Raw genomic sequence first — 16,983 nt, 5'->3', positions numbered from 1 at the left:
GGGTCGGTCCGGCCAGGGCGACAACAGCGGGCGGCCGGTGGGTCGCTGCGGTGATCGCGAGGCCGTGTTGGCGTCACGAGCAGCGGAGGGGTGGCTCACCTCCGTTGCCCGGCACCGGCCTTGACCTTCCGCACCGCCCGATGGCCGCCCGTGTCGTCGTTCAACTCGCTCAGGAATATATCAGGCGAATCAAGCGAATTGGACACTTGGGGCAAACCACTTGAGTGTTGCGGTCGACGTCAACGTATCACCACTCACATCACCTTTCTGACGCGGCGTGGCGGCGCGAATTCGAGGCCGACATCCGTCAACTGGAGCTGACGGAGCGTCCGCCGGGCCATCCGTCGTTCATCGGGCCGTCGCCTGTCCGATCCCTTGCGTGGCACCGGCACCCCCTAGCGTGGTGGCGTTCTGTGTGCCCTCCGCCCCGCAGTCTCTGCTTTGGGAGTCCAGGTGAACGACGCGCCCACACCCACCACCCGCTCGGCCGACACAGCGTCAACTCAGGGTGACGAATCGTCAATGAGTGTTGACCGTAGGACCGCTCTGCGCCTGGTCGGCGCGAGCGGCGCGTTGGCTGTCGGCGCGAGTCTGGTCGGCGCGTCGCCCGCGTCGGCCGCCCCCGACGCGACGGCGGGCGGAAGCGGATCGCCGCTGTTGCTGACCGCGCCGGAGCGGCTCGGAGCTCCGCCGGTCGAGGGACTGCACCTGACCTTCGGCGAGGACCCGGCCACGCAGATGACGGTCAGTTGGACCACCGAGACGCCGGTCCGCGAGCCGCGCGTGACGTACGGCACAGTCGAGGGCGGCTTCGGCCGCAGTGTCGGTGCGGAGACCGTCAGTTACGTCGACGGCGTGAGCAGCCGCACCGTGTACGTGCACCACGCCCGGCTGACCGGCCTGCGCCCCGACACGTACTACACCTACGCCGCCCTGCACGCGGGCAGCCGACCCGACGCGGGCACCTTCCGCACCGCGCCGCGCGGCCGCCGCCCGCTCACCTTCACCAGCTTCGGCGACCAGTCCGTCCCCACCACCGTCTGGCAGCCCAACGGCAACGGCGGCTTCAACGTCGTGGACGCGGGCATCGGCTCGCCGGCCTCCGCCGACATCGTGGGCGGCATCGAGCAGGTGGACCCGCTGTTCCACCTCCTCAACGGCGACCTCTGCTACGCCAACATCAGCGCCGACCGGCTGCGCACCTGGCAGGGCTTCCACGCCAACAACAGCCGCTCCGCCCGCTTCCGTGCCTGGATGCCCGCCGCGGGCAACCACGAGGACGAGCACGGCAACGGGCCGATCGGCTTCTCCGCCTTCCAAACCCGTTTCGCGCTCCCCGGATGGGGGTCCCCCCGGACGGAGTCTGGGGGAGGTTCGAGCGACGCCGAGACGGCCGGGCTCTGGTACTCCTTCACGGCGGGCTCGGTCCACGTGGTCGTGCTGCAGAACGACGACGTCGCCTACCAGGACGCGGGCGACAACTACGTCCACGGCTACAGCGGCGGCGCCCAGCGCGACTGGCTGGAGGCCGACCTGCGCAAGGCCCGCGCCGACCAGGGCGTCGACTGGGTCGTGGTCTGCATGCACCAGGTGATGATCAGCTCGGCCGACGCCAACGGCTCCGACCTCGGTGTGCGGCAGCAGTGGGGACCGCTCTTCGACCGCTACGGCGTCGACCTGGTCCTCTGCGGCCATGAGCACCACTACGAGCGCTCGCTGGCCGTCCGCGGCACCGTCTCCGGCAGCGAGACGCTGACGCCGAACCCGGTCTCCACCGCGACCGAGTCCATCGACACCTCGCTCGGCACCGTGCACATGATCCTCGGCGGCGGCGGCAACTCCGCGCCCACCAACGGCGAGCTCTTCGCGCCCGGCAAGGCCAAGGTGATCACCGCCGTCGGCGCCACCCCCGGCCCCAACGGCAAGCGCCCGCCGGTCTACGTCGACGAGGACACGCCGTGGTCGGCCTACCGCGACGCGGCCCACGCGTACGGCTTCGCCGCCTTCACCGTCGACCCGGGCACCGGCCCCGGCGAGACCACCCGGATGCACGTCACGTACTACAACGTCGGCCAGCCGGACGGCTCCATCACGCCGCTGGAGAGCTTCGTCCTGCACCGGAAGCGCAGCGACGGCTGAGGCTCGTGGGTCAGGTTGTCGGTGGCGACGGTTAGCCTGCGGGTATGCCGTCACCACTGCCGTCCAGCGCCCCGGCTCCGCGCGAGCTCGACGACCTCCCCTTCGCCCCGCACCTGCGCCGCTTCCCCGCGGGCGGGCGGCTGGGCCCCGAGGAGTCGCTCGACACCGTGCACGTCGACGGCGCGGCCTTCGAGGAGGAGCGGGCCGACGGCGCGCGCTTCGTCGAGGCGGCGCTGACGGCCACCTCCTTCGAGGACGTCCGGCTGCGGCGGGCCCGGTTCAACGACGTCTGGATGCAGGGCGTCCGGCTGGTCGGCTGCGACCTGGTCGAGAGCGGCTGGCTGGACGCGGAGCTGATCGGCGGCGTGCTGGCCGGGCTGGAGTTCCACGCCGCGTCGCTGCAGCGGGTGGTCTTCCACGGCTGCAAGTTCGACTCGGTCAACCTGCGCGGGGCCAAGCTGCAACAGGTGGTCTTCCACGACTGCGTGCTGCGCGAGGTGGACCTCGCCGGCGCGGCGCTCACCGGCTGCTCCTTCCCCGGCAGCCGGTTGGAGGGGGTCCACCTCCACGGAGCCAAGCTCGCGGAGGTGGACCTGCGCGAGGCCACCGCGCTCGACCTCGCCGACGGCGTGGACGCCCTGCGCGGCGCGGCGGTCACGCCGATGCAGTTGCTGGAACTGGCCCCGGCGCTCGCCGCCTCGCTCGGCCTGACCGTGCGCGAGGCGGGCGAGCCGCTGCGTCCCGCTGCCGCTAGGCGGGGCAGCCGGAGTCGGCGATGACGTAGTAGCCGGGCGCGGTCTCCTCCAGCGTGTGGGTGTAGAAGACGTTGTCCAGGCCCAGGTTGGCGGCGGAGCCGTCGGCGTAGGCGTAGCCGCCGGAGTCGTAGGCCCGACCGGCCTGCACCTGGGCGTAGTTCGACGCGTTGTAGCAGGTCGGCGTGTAGGTCGAGGACGGGCTGGCGCTGGCCGAGGTGCTCGGGCTGGCCGATGCGCTGGCGGACGGGCTGGCGCTGGCGCTCGTGGTGGACGTAGGCGTGGGCGTCGGCGTCGCGGTCGACGTGCTGCCGGTCAGGCCCCAGAACTGGGCCGTGTAGTACGACGAGCAGATGTAGTTCAGGAAGTACGCCCCGGTCGTCCCGCACTGCGTCGGCCCGGTGCCGGGGTTGACGGCGAGACCGTGGCTCATGCCGGAGATGCTGTAGACCTCGACCGCCGGATTGCCGCTCGAGTCGTCGTAGCTGCTCTCGGTGGTGCCGCCGGTCAGTGACTGGGTGCTGGACGCGGTCTGGGAGATGCCCCAGACGTTGGTCCACTGGTCCATCAGCTCGGTCGCGTTGACGGGGTAGACGGTGGTGTCGGCCGTCCCCTGCCAGATGGCGACGCGCGGCCACGGGCCGCTGTAGCCGGAGTCGGAGTTGCGGGCGAGGGTCCCCCACTGCGCGGCGGTGAGGTTCTGGTTGCTGTCCTGGCAGCTCGTCGCCGCGGTCTCGGTCGTCGCGCACTGCGCGGGCAGCCCCGAGTCGATCGACCCGGCGGCGAAGACGTCCGGGTAGTCGGCCAGCAGGTCGGCCGTCATGCCTGCGCCCGCCGAGAGGCCGGTGACGAAGACCCGCTTGGTGTCCGATCCGTACTGCTGCTCGGCGTGGTCCACCATCGAGATGACGGACGCGGCCTCGCCGTTGCCCCGGGTGTCCTTGGTCGAGTCGAACCAACTGAAGCAGGACAGCGCGTTGTTGGTCGAGTCCGTCTGCGGGAAGACCACGGCGAAGCCGTACTGGTCGGCGAGTTGGGGCCAGCCGGAGTCGTTGTAGTAGTCGCTCGCGGACTGCGTGCAGCCGTGCAGCGCGACGACGACCGGCGCGCCGGTGGGCAGGTTGGCGGGCGCGTACTCGTACATGGCGAGGTTGCCGGGGTTGCTGCCGAAGCTGCTGACCTGCGTCAGCGAACCGGAGTTGGCGTGGGCGGCGTTCGGCAGCGTGATCAGCGCGGCAAGCGCGAGGCCTGCGGCGGCAGCGGTCGCGAGGAGGGAACGCGTGGCGTTCATGCGAGCTCCTGGGGGTGGGGGAGTGACCACCGGGACCGTAGGAGCGCGCCTGCCCTCCGCGATATGTGCGGGCACACCACAAGCAGGCCGCGTCGCATGGCGTCGGCACACCCGGGGGGCGCGAAAAATCCGTTGCGGCGTGCACCCGCGTTGAACACCATGGCTCCCGTGTACCGGTAGTCACTAGCGACAGCGATACCGGCCGGTGAAGTCGCCCGGCCGGTCCTCGCGTTTCCTCCGCACCTGCGCCCCGTTCGGTGGGCCGGGTACTCCGCCGCGCGCCGAGTCGGTGGGGTGATGCGTCATGCCCTCACCTCACGCGACTCGCTGCCCGCGACGACTCGCTACGTGACGTCCGAATCCGGAAAGCCCCCTTTTTTTATGCATACCGCCATACATACCGCCATGCCTTCAGCCAACTCGTCAGTCATGCCGTCAGCGCACGAATCGACCGTCGGCCCGGACCGCAAGTCGCTGTGGGCGGTCCACGAACTCGGCCTGCCCGCCATCGTCCGTCCCTGCGTGGACTGCCGGTCCACGCGTCACCGGCCGACGGGCAAGATCCGCGTCAACGCGAGCGGCAAGCTGCTCGACATATGGATGCTGATCGGCTGTGAGCAGTGCGACCGCACCTCGAAGGTCCCGGTGCACGAGCGCGTCCACGTGCAGTCGCTCGACCCCGCCCGCCTGGTCAAGTTCGAGGACAACGACGCGGGTGTGGTGCGCGAACTGACGATGTGCGCCTCGCTCGCGGCCCGGACCGGATACCGGCTCGACTGGACCGGGACGTGGCGGCTGGCCACGGACACGCCGTTCGAGGAGCCCTTGGCCCAGGCGACAGCCCACGAGGTCCATGTGCGCTTCGAACTCCCGGCTCCGGTCCGGGTGGAGAAGCTGCTCATGCTCGGTCTGGGCGCCAGCCGGTCCAGGATCAGGAAACTGGTCGAGGCGCAACGGATCCTGCTGCCGCTGAACGTCGACGCCAAGGCGCACCGCGACTTCCGCTTCGTCGTCGGTGCAGGCGAAGGCTAGCCAGCCTGGTCAGTTCTGACGTGAGGTCTCCGGCAGGCCGATCCTGCCGGGGGCCTCACTTCCCGCGCGCCAGCTCCACCGTCTCCACCGCTGCCCAGCAGGCGGGCAGTTCGGCTTCCGCCGCGGCGACCGCGGCCTGCTGGCGCGCGTACAGCACGCCGTATCCGAACCCCGGCTCACCCGCCGTCTGCGCCGTCGCCGCGAGCTCCGGCAGCGCCTGCGCGGCGAGCAGCGCGTCCTGGCGGTCGCCGAGGAGCGTCTGCAAGCTCTTCATCGCCGTGGCGTAGCCCGGCTGGTCCGCGCCCTCGCCCGCGTACCGGGCGCGCTTCGCCGCGCGCCGCGCCGCATGGACCGCTGCGTCGTGCTCCGCCGTGCCCGACGGGAGTCGTCGCGCCTCGTGGACCCGGTGGGCGACCCGGAGGCGTTCGCGTTCGAGCATGCGCGGGAGTTCCTTGCCCGCACTCCGCCGTGCGCGCTTGCGCAGCGGAGGCGCGTCCGCCAGCGCGTCGAGCGCGTCCAGCAGCGCGAAGTACGGTGCGCCGTCCAGCTCCCGCGTGGCCCGACGCCACGCCGTCCGGTAGCCGCGCCGGGACCAGGCGGAGAGCCGTCGCCGGATCGGGCCGGGGCGCTCCTCGGGCCGCAGCTCCGCCAGCTCGCGCAGCAGCCGCTCGCCGAGCACCTCGCGGTCGCGCGCGACGCCGAGTGTCCGGCCGAGCTGCCGCAACTCCTCCTCCACGGAGGCGATCTCGTCCACCCGCAGCAGCCGCTCGTACACCCGGAGCGTGCTGCGCAACCGCCGTGCGGCGACGCGCATCTGGTGCACGGCGTCCGGCGCGTCGACGCGGACCTCGGCGTCGCAGGCGAGCAGGCGGTCCACCTGCTGCCGCAGCAGCGTGGTGAGCAGCAGGCCGACCGTCCCCGCCCGCTGCCGGTCGTCCCGCCCGCTCTCGACGTGCGGCCGAGGCGCGGAGGGCTGGCCGAGCGCACGGGCCACCTTGGACGCGCTGGCGCTGCGGCGCAGGCCGTCGGCGAGCAGTCGGGCCTCGACGGCGTCGAGCAACGTCTCGTCGCCGCCGACCAGTTCGGCCTCCACCTCGCGCCAGGACGACGAGCCGACCACCGCGCCGTCCGGGTCCAGGCGCTCCGCCGTGACGGTGTCGTCGGCGATCTCGACCAGCGTCCGGTCGGCGTCGTCCTGCAGCAGCGTCCGGTGACGCTCGGTCCGGAGCCGGGCGACCGGCGTCAACGGAATCTCGCGGACGTACGCGCGGACCCGCGCGGCGAGCTCGTCGGGGACGGCCCCTGAGGCGCCCGCGGCGCCCGCTGCGGAAGCGGCGTCGAGCGGTACGTGCAACTCCAGGCGCGCGCCGTCGGCGGTCGGCAGCTTGAGGTGCCAGCCCGCGTCGTGGCCGCCGGTGCGGCGGCGCAGCGTGATCCGGCGGGACAGCAGTCGGCGGTCCGGGGTGTCGTAGTAGACCGCGTCCAGCAGTTCGGTGTCGGCTGCGACACCCTGGGCGACCCCGTCCAGCGGGGCCGGGCCGGTCAGCCGCACCGCGGCTCCGGCGCCGATGCCGGCATCACCCTCGAACTTCCGCTCCCGCTCCACCTGCGCGGTCGCGCGCGCCGCTTTGCGTCCCATGCCCGCCGCTCCTTCCGGTCCGTACCCGGTCCCCGTCCCGTCCGTATCTTCCCGGACGACACGCTCTCGGACAGCTGTTCATTCGTCCGGATCGGATTCCGGGCAACCCTGCATCGCGGCGAGTATGCGCTCGGCGACCTGCCCGAGCTGCGCGAGCTGGCCCTCGCTGAGCGGGTCGAAGAAAAGCTTCCTGACCGTCTCGACGTGCTTGGGCGCGGCGTCCTCGATCGCACGGCGACCGGAGTCCGTGATCACCACGAACGAGCCGCGGCCGTCGCTCGCGCACTCGGCACGATCGATCAGACCGCGCTTCACCATCCGGGTGAGGTGGTGCGACAGCCGGCTCTTCTCCCAGCGCAGGCCGCGGGCCAGCTCCAGCACCCGGGCCTGACCTTCGGGCGTGTCGGTCAGCTGCACCAGGACCGAGAAGTCGGCCATGGACAGCTCGGAGTCGTTCAGCATCTGGCGGCTGAGCTGGGCTTCCAGCTCCTTCTGCATCTGCAGGAAAGTGCGCCACAGGTGCTGCTCGTCCGGGCTGAGCCAGCGCGGCTCGGACGAAGCGGGGGGTATGGAAGCGCTCGGTATGGGGGTTGCGTCGGCGGGGGGCGGGGGAGGGGTCGGCGTGGTGGTCATGGATTCATTCTACATCGATGGTTGACATGTCATCCATGGTCGGTAAAGTTGTAGATGAAAGTTCAACCACCGGCTCCGTCCGCCCCAGGAGGAACACCATGACCACCGCCATCACCCCCGCGCTGACCGGCAGCTACACCATCGACCCCGCCCACAGCCGGATCGGGTTCGTCGCCCGTCACGCCATGGTCACCAAGGTCCGTGGCTCCTTCAACAGCTTCGACGGCAAGGTCGAGGTAGACGCGGACCAGCCCGAGCGCTCCTCGGTCGACCTGACCATCGACGTCGACTCCATCGACACCCGCAACGCCGACCGTGACGGCCACCTGCGCACCAACGAGTTCCTCGACGTGGCCGCCCACCCGACGATCACCTTCCGCTCGACCAGCGCCTTCCTCGACGGCGACAAGCTGGACCTGGTCGGTGACCTGACCGTGCGCGGCGTCACGCAGAACGTGACCATCCCGTTCAGCTTCGAGGGCTCCGCCAAGGACCCGTTCGGCAACCACCGTCTCGGCTTCGAGGGCGAGCACACCATCAGCCGCAAGGACTTCGGCATCACCTGGAACGCCGCGCTGGAGACCGGTGGCGTCCTGGTCGGCGACAAGATCGTGCTCGAGTTCGAGATCTCCCTGGTCAAGAACGCCCCCGAGGCCGCCTGAGCCGGGCTGTGCAGCGCGGCGGGACGGTCCAACAGCCGTGCAAGTAGCCTGTCGTGATGTTCAATCTGACAGGCAGGCACGAGAGCCACTCGAACACCGAGAACGCCGGAAACCCCGAGCGCAACACCCAGCAGGAACACGGCCGCTACGGCTCCACCGCAACCGTCCAGGTGGAGCCGCGGCGCCTCGGGTCGGTGCACACCTCCTACTCGCCGCAGCACGACGGGCAGCCCGACCCCGGCGAGATCGTCTGGACCTGGGTCCCGTTCGAGGAGAACGACGGGCGCGGCAAGGACCGCCCCGTCCTGATCGTCGCCCGTGAGCACGCCGGCACGCTGCTGGCCGTCGAGCTCACCAGCAAGCGCCACGACGCCACCACCGGCGCCGACGTCGCCGAGTGGGTCGCCCTCGGCGAGGGCCCCTGGGACCGCGAGGCCCGCGCCTCCTGGGTCAACCTGGAGCGCGTCTTCCGCGTCCACCCCGCCGGCATGCGCCGCGAGGCCAGCGCGCTGGACCATCCCCGCTTCCTCCTCGTCGCGGAACGCCTGCGCCACCTCTACGGCTGGTGAGCCCGCGCCCTGCCGTGTCGTGTCGTGTCGGCAAGCTGGTGACATGTCCCGTCAACCCGCATAGTCTGGCCCCGAGTTGATACGGAGCGGGGAGGGGACAGCCGTGACCGAGGTGACGCGCGTCGACGCCGTGGAAGGCGTCGAGCACCACACCGCCCGGGTGAACGGGCTCACGCTGCACTACGCGGCGGCCGGTCCGGCCGACGGTCCACTGGTGGTGCTGCTGCACGGGTTTCCCGAGTGCTGGTACTCCTGGCGGCACCAACTCCCCGCTCTGGCCGCCGAAGGCTACCGCGTGGTCGCCCCCGACCAGCGCGGCTTCGCCCGCAGCGACGCGCCCGAGTCCGTCGAGGCCTACTCGCTCCCGCACCTGGTCGGCGATGTCGTCGCCCTCGTACGGGAGTTGGGCGCGCAGCGGTTCGCCGTCGTCGGGCACGACTGGGGTGCGCCGGTCGCCTGGCTGACCGCGCAGCTGCGGCCCGACCTGGTCCGCGGCGTGGTCGGCCTGAGCGTCCCGCCGCAGCCGCGCTCGGATTTCGCGCCGCTCCCCGCGATGGACGCGATGTTCGACGGGCGGTTCTACTGGACCCACTTCTGCCGCCCGGGCGGCGCCGACGCCGAGTTCAACGGCACGCCGGCGGACGAGGTCTTCCGCCGTTTCCTCTACGGCGCGAGCGGCGACAACCCGCTCACCGACCCGCCCCCGCAGCCGCTGCTGCCCGACAGCGGACGCTTCCTCGACTCGCTCGGCGACCCGAAGGAACTCCCGGACTGGCTCACGGACTCCGACATCGCCACGTTCGCGGCCGAGTACGCACGCAACGGCTTCTCCGGCGGCCTGAACTGGTACCGGAACCTGGACCGCAACTGGGAGTTGTCCGCCGCCTGGGACGGCCTGCCGATCCAGGTCCCCGCGCTCTACGTCCTCGGCGACCGCGACCTGGTCGGCGCGTTCCCCGGCATGGACCAGCTGCTGCCCGCGCTCCAGGTGCTCAACCCGACGCTGCGCCCGACGATCACCCTCCCGGGCTGCGGCCACTGGACCCAGCAGGAACGCCCGACCGAGGTCAACGCCGCCCTGATCGACTTCCTGGCCACGCTGCCCGAGTAGTCATCGCCGGGTCACTCCTCGATGCCGAGCCGCGCCCGGATCTTGGCCCGGGTCTTGGTCGGCAGCGCGTCGGCCGCCAGCAGCCGGGGCAGCAGCTCCGGCTCAAGCGTCACCGCCCGGAAGGCGACGGCTACCGTGACGTCGTGGTCCGGCCGGTGCTCGACGGTGATGGGGTCGCCGGCCCGGACCTCGCCGGGCGTGACCACCCGCAGGTACGCGCCCGGCATCGCCGCCTCGGTGAACCGCTTGACCCAGCCCGCCCGTTGCAGCCACCCCTGGAACGTCGCACACGGCACGCGCGGCGCGGACACCTCCAGCACCAGCTCCCGCCCGATCCGCCAACGCTCGCCGATCAGCGCACCGTTGACGTCGACGCCGACGGTGGTCAGGTTCTCGCCGAAGACGCCGCCCGGCAGCGTCCGCTCCAACTCGGGCTCCCAGCGGTCCAGATCCTCGCGCGCGTAGGCGTAGACGGCCTGGTCGGGCCCGCCGTGATGGTCGACGTCGTAGACGCGGTCCCCGGCCAGCCCCACCTCGCCGCTGCCCTTGGGACCGGGCACGGTCACGGCGACCGGTCCGTCGACGGGCTGCTTGTCGATGCCGGTGGCCTCGTTCCCCTTCCACGCGTTCGCGTGGGCCCGGCCGACGTTCACGGAGAGCACGTACTTCGTCATCGTCCTGACGTTACGGCCTGCACCGCTCCCGCACGACTCGATTTCCGCCAGGTCAGCAGCCTGCCGTCGTGCCGCCCGCTAGCGTGATCGCATGACCGACGCCACCCCCACCGCCGCCGACTTCGCCGCGCTGCCGCCCACCACCCTGGCCGACCTGCTGGGCCGCGCCCAGGTCATGGACCCCGCCATCCGCCCGCTCCACGCGCGGATGCCGCGCCTCGCCGGTCCGGCCTTCACGGTCAACTGCCCACCGGGCGACAACCTGATGCTCCACGCCGCGATCCACCGCGCCCCGGCCGGTTCGGTGGTGGTGGTCGACGCGGGCGGCGACACCGACTTCGCCCTCGCGGGCGGCAACGTCTGCGCGGTGGCACAGCGCCGGGGCATCGCCGGGTTCGTCCTGGACGGCGTCGTCCGCGACCTCGCCGAGATCCGCGCGATGGGCTTCCCCGTCCTCGCCCGCGGCGTCATCCCGATCCCGGGCACCAAGCAGGCCGTCCGGCCCCTCGGCCAATCGATCACCTGCGGCGGAGTCACCGTCCACCCAGGCGACCTGGTCGTCGCCGACGAGGAGGGCATCGTCGTCACCCCACACGCCCGCGCCACCGAGATCCTCACCGCCGCCCGCGCCAAACTCGCCAAGGAGGCGACGGAGTCCCTCGACTCCTGGGAAGCCGCCCACCGCACCCGCATCGACGCCCTCCTCGCCGAGGGCGGCTTCACCGACTGAGCGGCTGTCCGAGCAGTCGCACCAGCCGGGCGGCCTGCCGTTCGGCTGTGCCGGAAGGATTGCGCCGGCGGGGGTCGTCGAAGGAGAGCAGGAACAGCCAGACGAGCGCGAGCAGCCTGCGGCAGTCCGGCAGACGCGCCCGTTCGGCGTCCGTCAGGTCGAACAGGTCCAGGAACGCCTCGGCGTCGAGCGGCGTGCCCACCCAGCTGCCGACGTGCTCGGTGATCTCCGCCAGCTCGAAGGGCCGGTCGCTGCTGCCGGAGTCCTCGAAGTCGACGATCCGCACCCGCGTGCCGTCCCACAGGTAGTTGGCGAGGTTGCCGTCCCCGGCCCCGAACACCCATGGGACGTTCGGCGGAACGGCTCCTTCCAGGCCGGAGTCCGCGAGCCACGCGAGCCCGAGGTCCATGGCCTCGCCCACCTGACGGCTGACCCGTGGCCGTGCCTCCGGCGTCCAGGCGTGGATCTGCTCGACCAGCCACTGCTGCCGGGCCGGCCGCAGCGGGACCCCGGCCAGGACCTCCGATGGCACGGCCGCGTGCAGTTCGCTCACCGCCGCGGCGAAGGCTTCGAGTTGCCGTTCGTCGAGCGCGGCTCGCCGCAGGGGTTCACCGGGCAGCCGCTCCATCACGACCAGCGGCTCCTCCGCCGCCAGGTCCGAACGCAGCGGCGCGGGCGCCAGGCCCGGCGCATGGTCGGCGAGCAGTGTCAGCGCACGCCACTCCCGCTCGCACTGCCCCCGGCTCTCCGCCGGGAACCGCTTGACCACGATGTCGGACCGGAACTCGACAGCGTGGGTGCCCCACTCCTCGGAACTCGTCACTGGGCACTCATGACGTGACATCTCCCTCATTCACCCGAAATGCCCCCTCCATCGGAGAAGATGATCACCGGACAGTAGGACGGACCGGACGCGGGGAGCGGTATGCGGGAACAGACGGAGCAGCGTGTGGTCGCGGTTGCGCGACTGTCCTTCGGGGGGCTGACGGCCGCCGCGCTGGGCGCGCAGGCGTGGCACGTCGCCGCGCAGGGGAAGACGCTGGTGAACTTCTTCAGCTACTTCACCATCGAGAGCAACATCGTCATGACGGTGGTGCTGCTGGCGGGCGGGGTGCTCGGGCTGACGGGGCGTCGGGGTGGCGTGCCGGATCTGCTGCGTGGGGCCGCGACGCTGTACATGGCGATCACGGGTGTCGTCTACGCCGTCGCGCTCGCCCAGTACGAGGCGCTGGGCACGCTGGCGTGGGTCGACGACGTCGTGCACCGGATCATGCCGGTGGTGATCTTCCTGGACTGGGTGCTGGTCCCGCCGGTCAGGCGACTGCGCTACTCCGAGGCGCTGCGCTGGCTGGTCTTCCCGCTCGTCTTCCTCGCGTACACGCTGATCCGCGGGCCGTTCGCAGGTTGGTACCCGTACCCGTTCCTCGACCCGCGTGACAACGGCTACGCGCACGTCGCGGTCTCCAGCGTGCTGATCACGCTCGCGTTCCTCGCGTTCGGCGCGGCGCTGGTCCGGATCGGGAACGTGCTCGGCGGGCGGCGTCGTCGCTCCCGCGCCACGGTCGCGGAGCCGGTCGAGACGCTTACGCCCCCTGTATGACGAACGCTGACAAATCGGGTGCACAAGCGATAAAGCTGAAATCTAAACAATTGCCAGCAGGAAAGGATCAACCGGACGAAGAAGGCGTCCCGTGAAGGTCCCGTGGAGACGGGCACCCCCCCGTAGTGCCCGCCACCTGGCACGTTGCCGTGCAGCTCGGCCATCATGGTCGTACTCGAACCGGAATCGGCACCCCCGTTCGGAGGTCATCCCACCGCCGATCGGGGGTTCGATTTTCATAAATATGAACCCTGAGGTACGGTCGCGCGGGGTTCTCCCATCGCAAGCAGGAACGCACAGGGTAGGAAACAAGCACGTGGTTCCCTCGCAAGCGGGCAGTCCGATCAGGGCGATGATCGTCGACGACGAGGCGCTGATCCGCTCCGGCCTGGCGATGATCCTGAACACCGCACCGGACATCGAGGTCGTCGGCACCTGCTCGGGAATCGAGGCCGTCGCCGAGGTGCGCAGGCACCAGCCGCACGTCGTGCTGCTCGACATCCGGATGCCCGACGTCGACGGCCTGACCCTGCTGCGCCGCATCCGCGAGCTGCCGAACGCGCCGTACGTCGCCATGCTGACCACCTTCGACACCGACGAGTACCTCGACCAGGCGCTGCGGCTGGGCGCCAGCGGCTTCCTGCTCAAGGACACCGAGCCGGACGTGCTGGCCCGCTCCGTCCGCGCCGTCTCCACCGGCGCCGGCTGCCTCTCCACACCCGTGCTGCGCCGCCTCGGCCAGACCCGCCGCAAGAACGACCACCCGGCCGCCGCCGCGGTGGACACCCTCACCGACCGCGAGCGCCAGGTCCTCGGCTTCCTCGGCCACGGTCTCTCCAACGTCGAGATCGGCGCCCGGATGCACCTGGGCGCCGCCACCGTCAAGGACTACGTCAGCGCCGTGCTCACCAAACTGGGCGTCACCAACCGGATCCAGGCCGCCGTGCTCGCCGAGCGGGCGGGCCTGATCGAGGAGAGCGAACTGTGAGACGTCGGCTCCAGCTCTGGGCCGTGCGTTTCGGCAGACGGATCAAGGCCTGGGTGATGCGGCTCCCGAAGCCGGTGCGCGACGGCGCGATCACCCTGGTGCTGATGGCCGCGGCGTTCCTGGACGCCGGGCTGAACTACCCGGGCAAGAAGGACTGGACCTTCTGGGCCTCCATGGTCTCCTGCGTGGTGCTGGCCGGCCGCCGCCGCTGGCCGCGGCTGGTCCTCTTCGGCACCCTCACCGGCCTCTTCGCCGGAACCGCGCTGGTCGCTTCGCTGGTCGCGCTCTACACGGTCGCCCGCTCACGCCGGGTGGACTGGCAGGCGTGGGTCGCGGCGGCCGTCGTCGGCATCGGGATCTTCCTGCCGTGGCCGATCAGCAAGGTCCTGACGGAGTCGGCCAGCGACCACATCCAGCAGCTGATCTACGCCGTGATGTTCTCGATAGGGCCGACCGCGCTCGGTCTGCTGCTGCAGACCAGGGAGGCGCTCTCCGCGCGGATCGTCGAGCTGGCCACCCTGCGCGACCACGAACGCGAGCTGCACGCGCAGACGGTCATCGCACGGGAACGGGCGCGGATCGCCCGTGAGATGCACGACGTCGTCTCGCACCAGGCCGGACTGATCGCCGTTCAGGCGGGCGCGCTCCAGGTCACCGCGACCGACCCGGGCGTCCGCGAGGTCGCCGGCACGATGCGCGGCCTCGCGGTCGCGACGCTGGAGGAGCTGCGCAGCATGATCCTCGTGCTGCGGGCGGCGGGCGCGGGCCCGACCGAATTGGTCCCGCAGCCGCGCCTGACCGATCTGCCGCGCCTGGTCGCGGAGTCCGAGGCGGGCGCCGCGCTGGAGGTCGTCGGCTACGCGAACGGCGACATGCCGGTCCTGCCCGAGCCGATCGAACGCGCCGCGTACCGCACGGTCCAGGAGGCCCTGACCAACGCCCGCAAGCACGCGCCGGGCGCGGAGACGCAGGTCCGCGTGGAACTCCGCGACGACTCGCTCCGGGTCGCGGTCACGAACAGCTCGCCGCCGGAGCTCGCCCCGGACCCGGCGGAACCCGCGGTGACCTCCTGGGAACCACTGCCCGGCGGCGGCCACGGCATCGTCGGCCTCCGCGAACGCGCCGCGCTCCTCGGAGGCACGCTCGCCGCTGGGCCGACGGCGGACGGGGGCTTCAAGGTCCGCTTGAGTCTGCCGTTGACGGGCGCCGCACGGTAACTGGCGGAAAGTCCGGGGCGAGGGGAAGTTGCACTACCTCGGGGGCGCGGGGCTCTGCTGATGTGCGGCTCCGCCGCGTGGGCGCACCAAGCCACCGGCATGCGGATGGTCCTCAACGCGCAGAGCCATCCGCACAGGGTGGTGTCTCGCGCAGTTCCCCGCGCCCCTGAGGTAGTGCAACGTGCTCTTCGCGCACAGTTCTCCCCGCGCCCCTATCGGGTTGCAACCTCCTGTCTGCTCGAACGCATAGGCTCGTCCCGACGACCGTATTCAGGATGGAGTAGTGCGCATGGCTGAGGGAACGCGTCTGGACCAGCTGCCGGTCTGGGACTCGCTGCGGGAACACCGCGCGTCGCTGGGGGACACCCACCTGCGCACGCTGTTCGCCGAGGATCCCAAGCGCGGCGAGTCCTACACGGCGCAGGTCGGCGACCTGCACGTCGACTACTCGAAGCACCTCGTCACCGACGAGACCCTCGCGCTGCTGCGTGAGCTCGCGAAGGTCCGTGGTGTCGCGGCCCTCAGGGACGCCATGTTCCGGGGCGAGAAGATCAACATCACCGAGAACCGCGCCGTGCTGCACACCGCGCTGCGCGCGCCCCGGGGCGCGGTGATCGAGGTCGACGGCGTCAACGTGGTCCCCGAGGTCCACGCCGTGCTCGACAAGATGGCCGACTTCTCCCGCCGGATCCGGTCCGGCGAGTGGACCGGTCACACCGGCAAGCGGATCCGCAACATCGTCAACATCGGCATCGGCGGCTCGGACCTGGGCCCGGCCATGGCCTACGAGGTGCTGCGCAGCTTCAGCGACCGCGACCTGACGGTGCGTTTCGTCTCCAACGTCGACGGCGCCGACCTGCACGAGGCCGTCCGCGACCTGGACGCCGAGGAGACGCTGTTCATCGTCGCTTCCAAGACGTTCACCACCATCGAGACCGTCACCAACGCCACCAGCGCCCGCAACTGGCTGCTCACCGAGCTGCACGCCGACCAGAGCGCCGTCGCCAAGCACTTCGTCGCGCTGTCGACCAACGCCGAGAAGGTGGCGGAGTTCGGCATCGACGTGGCCAACATGTTCGAGTTCTGGGACTGGGTCGGCGGTCGCTACTCCTACGACTCCGCCATCGGCCTCTCGCTGATGATCGCCATCGGCCCGGAGGCGTTCGAGGAGATGCTGGAGGGCTTCCGCCTGGTCGACGAGCACTTCCGCACCGCGCCGCCGGAGCAGAACGTGCCGCTGCTGCTCGGCCTCCTCGGTGTCTGGTACGGGGCGTTCTTCGACGCCCAGGCGCACGCCGTGCTGCCGTACTCGCACTACTTGTCCAAGTTCACCGCCTACCTGCAGCAGCTGGACATGGAGTCCAACGGCAAGTCCGTCCAGCGCGACGGTGAGCCGGTGCACTGGCAGACCGGCCCGGTCGTCTGGGGCACGCCCGGCACCAACGGCCAGCACGCGTACTACCAGCTGCTGCACCAGGGCACCAAGGTGATCCCGGCCGACCTGATCGGCTTCGCCAACCCCGTCGCCGACCTGGCTCCCGGTCTGGTCGCGCAGCACGACCTGCTGATGGCCAACCTCTTCGCCCAGGGCCAGGCGCTGGCCTTCGGTAAGACGCCGGAGGAGGTCCGCGCCGAGGGCGTGGCCGAGGAGCTGGTGCCGCACAAGACCTTCAAGGGCAACCACCCGACGACGACGATCCTGGCGCCGGAGCTGACCCCGTCCGTGCTGGGCCAGCTGATCGCGCTCTACGAGCACAAGGTCTTCGTCCAGGGCGCGATCTGGAACATCGACTCCTTCGACCAGTGGGGCGTCGAGCTCGGCAAGGTCCTGGCCAAGCGGATCGAGCCCGCGCTCGTCGAGGGCACCGGCCTGGACGCGCTGGACTCCTCCACGGCCGGTCTGGCCATCCGCTACCGCGAGCTGCGCGGGCGCTGAGGTATCGGCC

The 16,983-nt window shown here is 71.1% G+C and carries 16 protein-coding genes; 11 read left to right on the top strand and 5 right to left on the bottom strand.

Annotated elements, in window-relative coordinates; genetic code table 11:
- Positions 1-522 precede the first annotated feature (522 nt).
- The gene (locus tag I2501_RS27100; RefSeq protein WP_196196877.1) at positions 523-2,139 is read left to right on the top strand and encodes a purple acid phosphatase family protein; all 1,617 of its coding nucleotides are present in this window, start codon (positions 523-525) and stop codon (positions 2,137-2,139) included.
- Between the two features lie 44 nt (positions 2,140-2,183).
- The gene (locus I2501_RS27095; protein WP_196196876.1) at positions 2,184-2,918 is read left to right on the top strand and encodes a pentapeptide repeat-containing protein; all 735 of its coding nucleotides are present in this window, start codon (positions 2,184-2,186) and stop codon (positions 2,916-2,918) included.
- Here I2501_RS27095 and I2501_RS27090 read toward each other — a convergent pair.
- The gene (locus I2501_RS27090) at positions 2,890-4,182 is read right to left on the bottom strand and encodes an extracellular catalytic domain type 1 short-chain-length polyhydroxyalkanoate depolymerase (protein WP_196196875.1); all 1,293 of its coding nucleotides are present in this window, start codon (positions 4,180-4,182) and stop codon (positions 2,890-2,892) included. The genes I2501_RS27095 and I2501_RS27090 overlap by 29 nt on opposite strands.
- A 429-nt stretch (positions 4,183-4,611) precedes the next feature.
- Between I2501_RS27090 and I2501_RS27085 the strand changes: the two genes are divergently transcribed.
- A complete protein-coding gene (locus I2501_RS27085; RefSeq protein WP_196196874.1) occupies positions 4,612-5,214 on the top strand; it encodes a DUF1062 domain-containing protein in 603 nt (200 codons plus the stop codon).
- A 55-nt stretch (positions 5,215-5,269) separates the two neighbouring features.
- Here the strand turns inward: I2501_RS27085 and I2501_RS27080 are convergent, their stop codons facing one another.
- Positions 5,270-6,853: a CYTH and CHAD domain-containing protein gene (locus tag I2501_RS27080; RefSeq protein ID WP_196196873.1), complete on the bottom strand. Its 1,584-nt coding sequence runs from the start codon at positions 6,851-6,853 to the stop codon at positions 5,270-5,272.
- Positions 6,854-6,931: 78 nt separating this feature from the next.
- Positions 6,932-7,486 (bottom strand): MarR family winged helix-turn-helix transcriptional regulator, encoded by a 555-nt coding sequence (locus I2501_RS27075; RefSeq protein ID WP_196196872.1) that lies wholly within the window; start codon positions 7,484-7,486, stop codon positions 6,932-6,934.
- Between the two features lie 98 nt (positions 7,487-7,584).
- Here I2501_RS27075 and I2501_RS27070 point away from each other — a divergent pair, with 98 nt between their 5' ends.
- From I2501_RS27070 to I2501_RS27060, 3 genes are all read left to right on the top strand, one after another.
- Positions 7,585-8,148 (top strand): YceI family protein, encoded by a 564-nt coding sequence (locus tag I2501_RS27070; RefSeq protein ID WP_196196871.1) that lies wholly within the window; start codon positions 7,585-7,587, stop codon positions 8,146-8,148.
- 56 nt (positions 8,149-8,204) lie between these two features.
- Positions 8,205-8,717 (top strand): type II toxin-antitoxin system PemK/MazF family toxin, encoded by a 513-nt coding sequence (locus I2501_RS27065; RefSeq protein WP_196196870.1) that lies wholly within the window; start codon positions 8,205-8,207, stop codon positions 8,715-8,717.
- Between the two features lie 103 nt (positions 8,718-8,820).
- Complete coding sequence (locus I2501_RS27060) at positions 8,821-9,828, top strand: alpha/beta fold hydrolase (RefSeq protein ID WP_328806663.1); 1,008 nt, start codon at positions 8,821-8,823, stop codon at positions 9,826-9,828.
- Positions 9,829-9,839: 11 nt separating this feature from the next.
- Here I2501_RS27060 and I2501_RS27055 read toward each other — a convergent pair whose 3' ends face one another.
- Positions 9,840-10,502, bottom strand: coding sequence for an MOSC domain-containing protein (locus I2501_RS27055; RefSeq protein WP_196196869.1), 663 nt, complete (start codon positions 10,500-10,502; stop codon positions 9,840-9,842).
- Between the two features lie 91 nt (positions 10,503-10,593).
- Between I2501_RS27055 and I2501_RS27050 the strand changes: the two genes are divergently transcribed.
- The gene (locus tag I2501_RS27050; RefSeq protein WP_196196868.1) at positions 10,594-11,232 is read left to right on the top strand and encodes an RraA family protein; all 639 of its coding nucleotides are present in this window, start codon (positions 10,594-10,596) and stop codon (positions 11,230-11,232) included.
- Here the strand turns inward: I2501_RS27050 and I2501_RS39710 are convergent.
- Positions 11,222-12,055, bottom strand: a complete 834-nt coding sequence (locus I2501_RS39710) for a phosphotransferase family protein (RefSeq protein ID WP_328806662.1) — start codon at positions 12,053-12,055, stop codon at positions 11,222-11,224. The genes I2501_RS27050 and I2501_RS39710 overlap by 11 nt on opposite strands.
- Positions 12,056-12,157: 102 nt before the next feature.
- Here I2501_RS39710 and I2501_RS27040 point away from each other — a divergent pair, with 102 nt between their 5' ends.
- The 4 genes from I2501_RS27040 to pgi all read left to right on the top strand — a co-directional run bounded on the left by I2501_RS27040 (position 12,158) and on the right by pgi (position 16,973).
- Entirely contained in the window at positions 12,158-12,832 is a 675-nt protein-coding gene (locus I2501_RS27040) for a Pr6Pr family membrane protein (RefSeq protein ID WP_196196867.1), read from the top strand.
- Between the two features lie 352 nt (positions 12,833-13,184).
- Entirely contained in the window at positions 13,185-13,820 is a 636-nt protein-coding gene (locus I2501_RS27035; protein WP_196196866.1) for a response regulator, read from the top strand.
- Positions 13,817-15,037: a sensor histidine kinase gene (locus tag I2501_RS40750; protein ID WP_196196865.1), complete on the top strand. Its 1,221-nt coding sequence runs from the start codon at positions 13,817-13,819 to the stop codon at positions 15,035-15,037. The genes I2501_RS27035 and I2501_RS40750 overlap by 4 nt, the downstream gene beginning before the upstream one ends.
- Positions 15,038-15,326: 289 nt before the next feature.
- Positions 15,327-16,973: a glucose-6-phosphate isomerase gene (pgi, locus tag I2501_RS27025; protein WP_196196864.1), complete on the top strand. Its 1,647-nt coding sequence runs from the start codon at positions 15,327-15,329 to the stop codon at positions 16,971-16,973.
- Positions 16,974-16,983: the final 10 nt, after the last annotated feature.

Origin of the sequence: Streptacidiphilus fuscans (genome assembly GCF_015690355.1) — a bacterium.
Taxonomy (GTDB): Bacteria; Actinomycetota; Actinomycetes; order Streptomycetales; family Streptomycetaceae; genus Streptacidiphilus; species Streptacidiphilus fuscans.
Note: the sequence above shows the minus strand (reverse complement) of the source record. Positions and strands in the feature narration are given on the sequence as shown.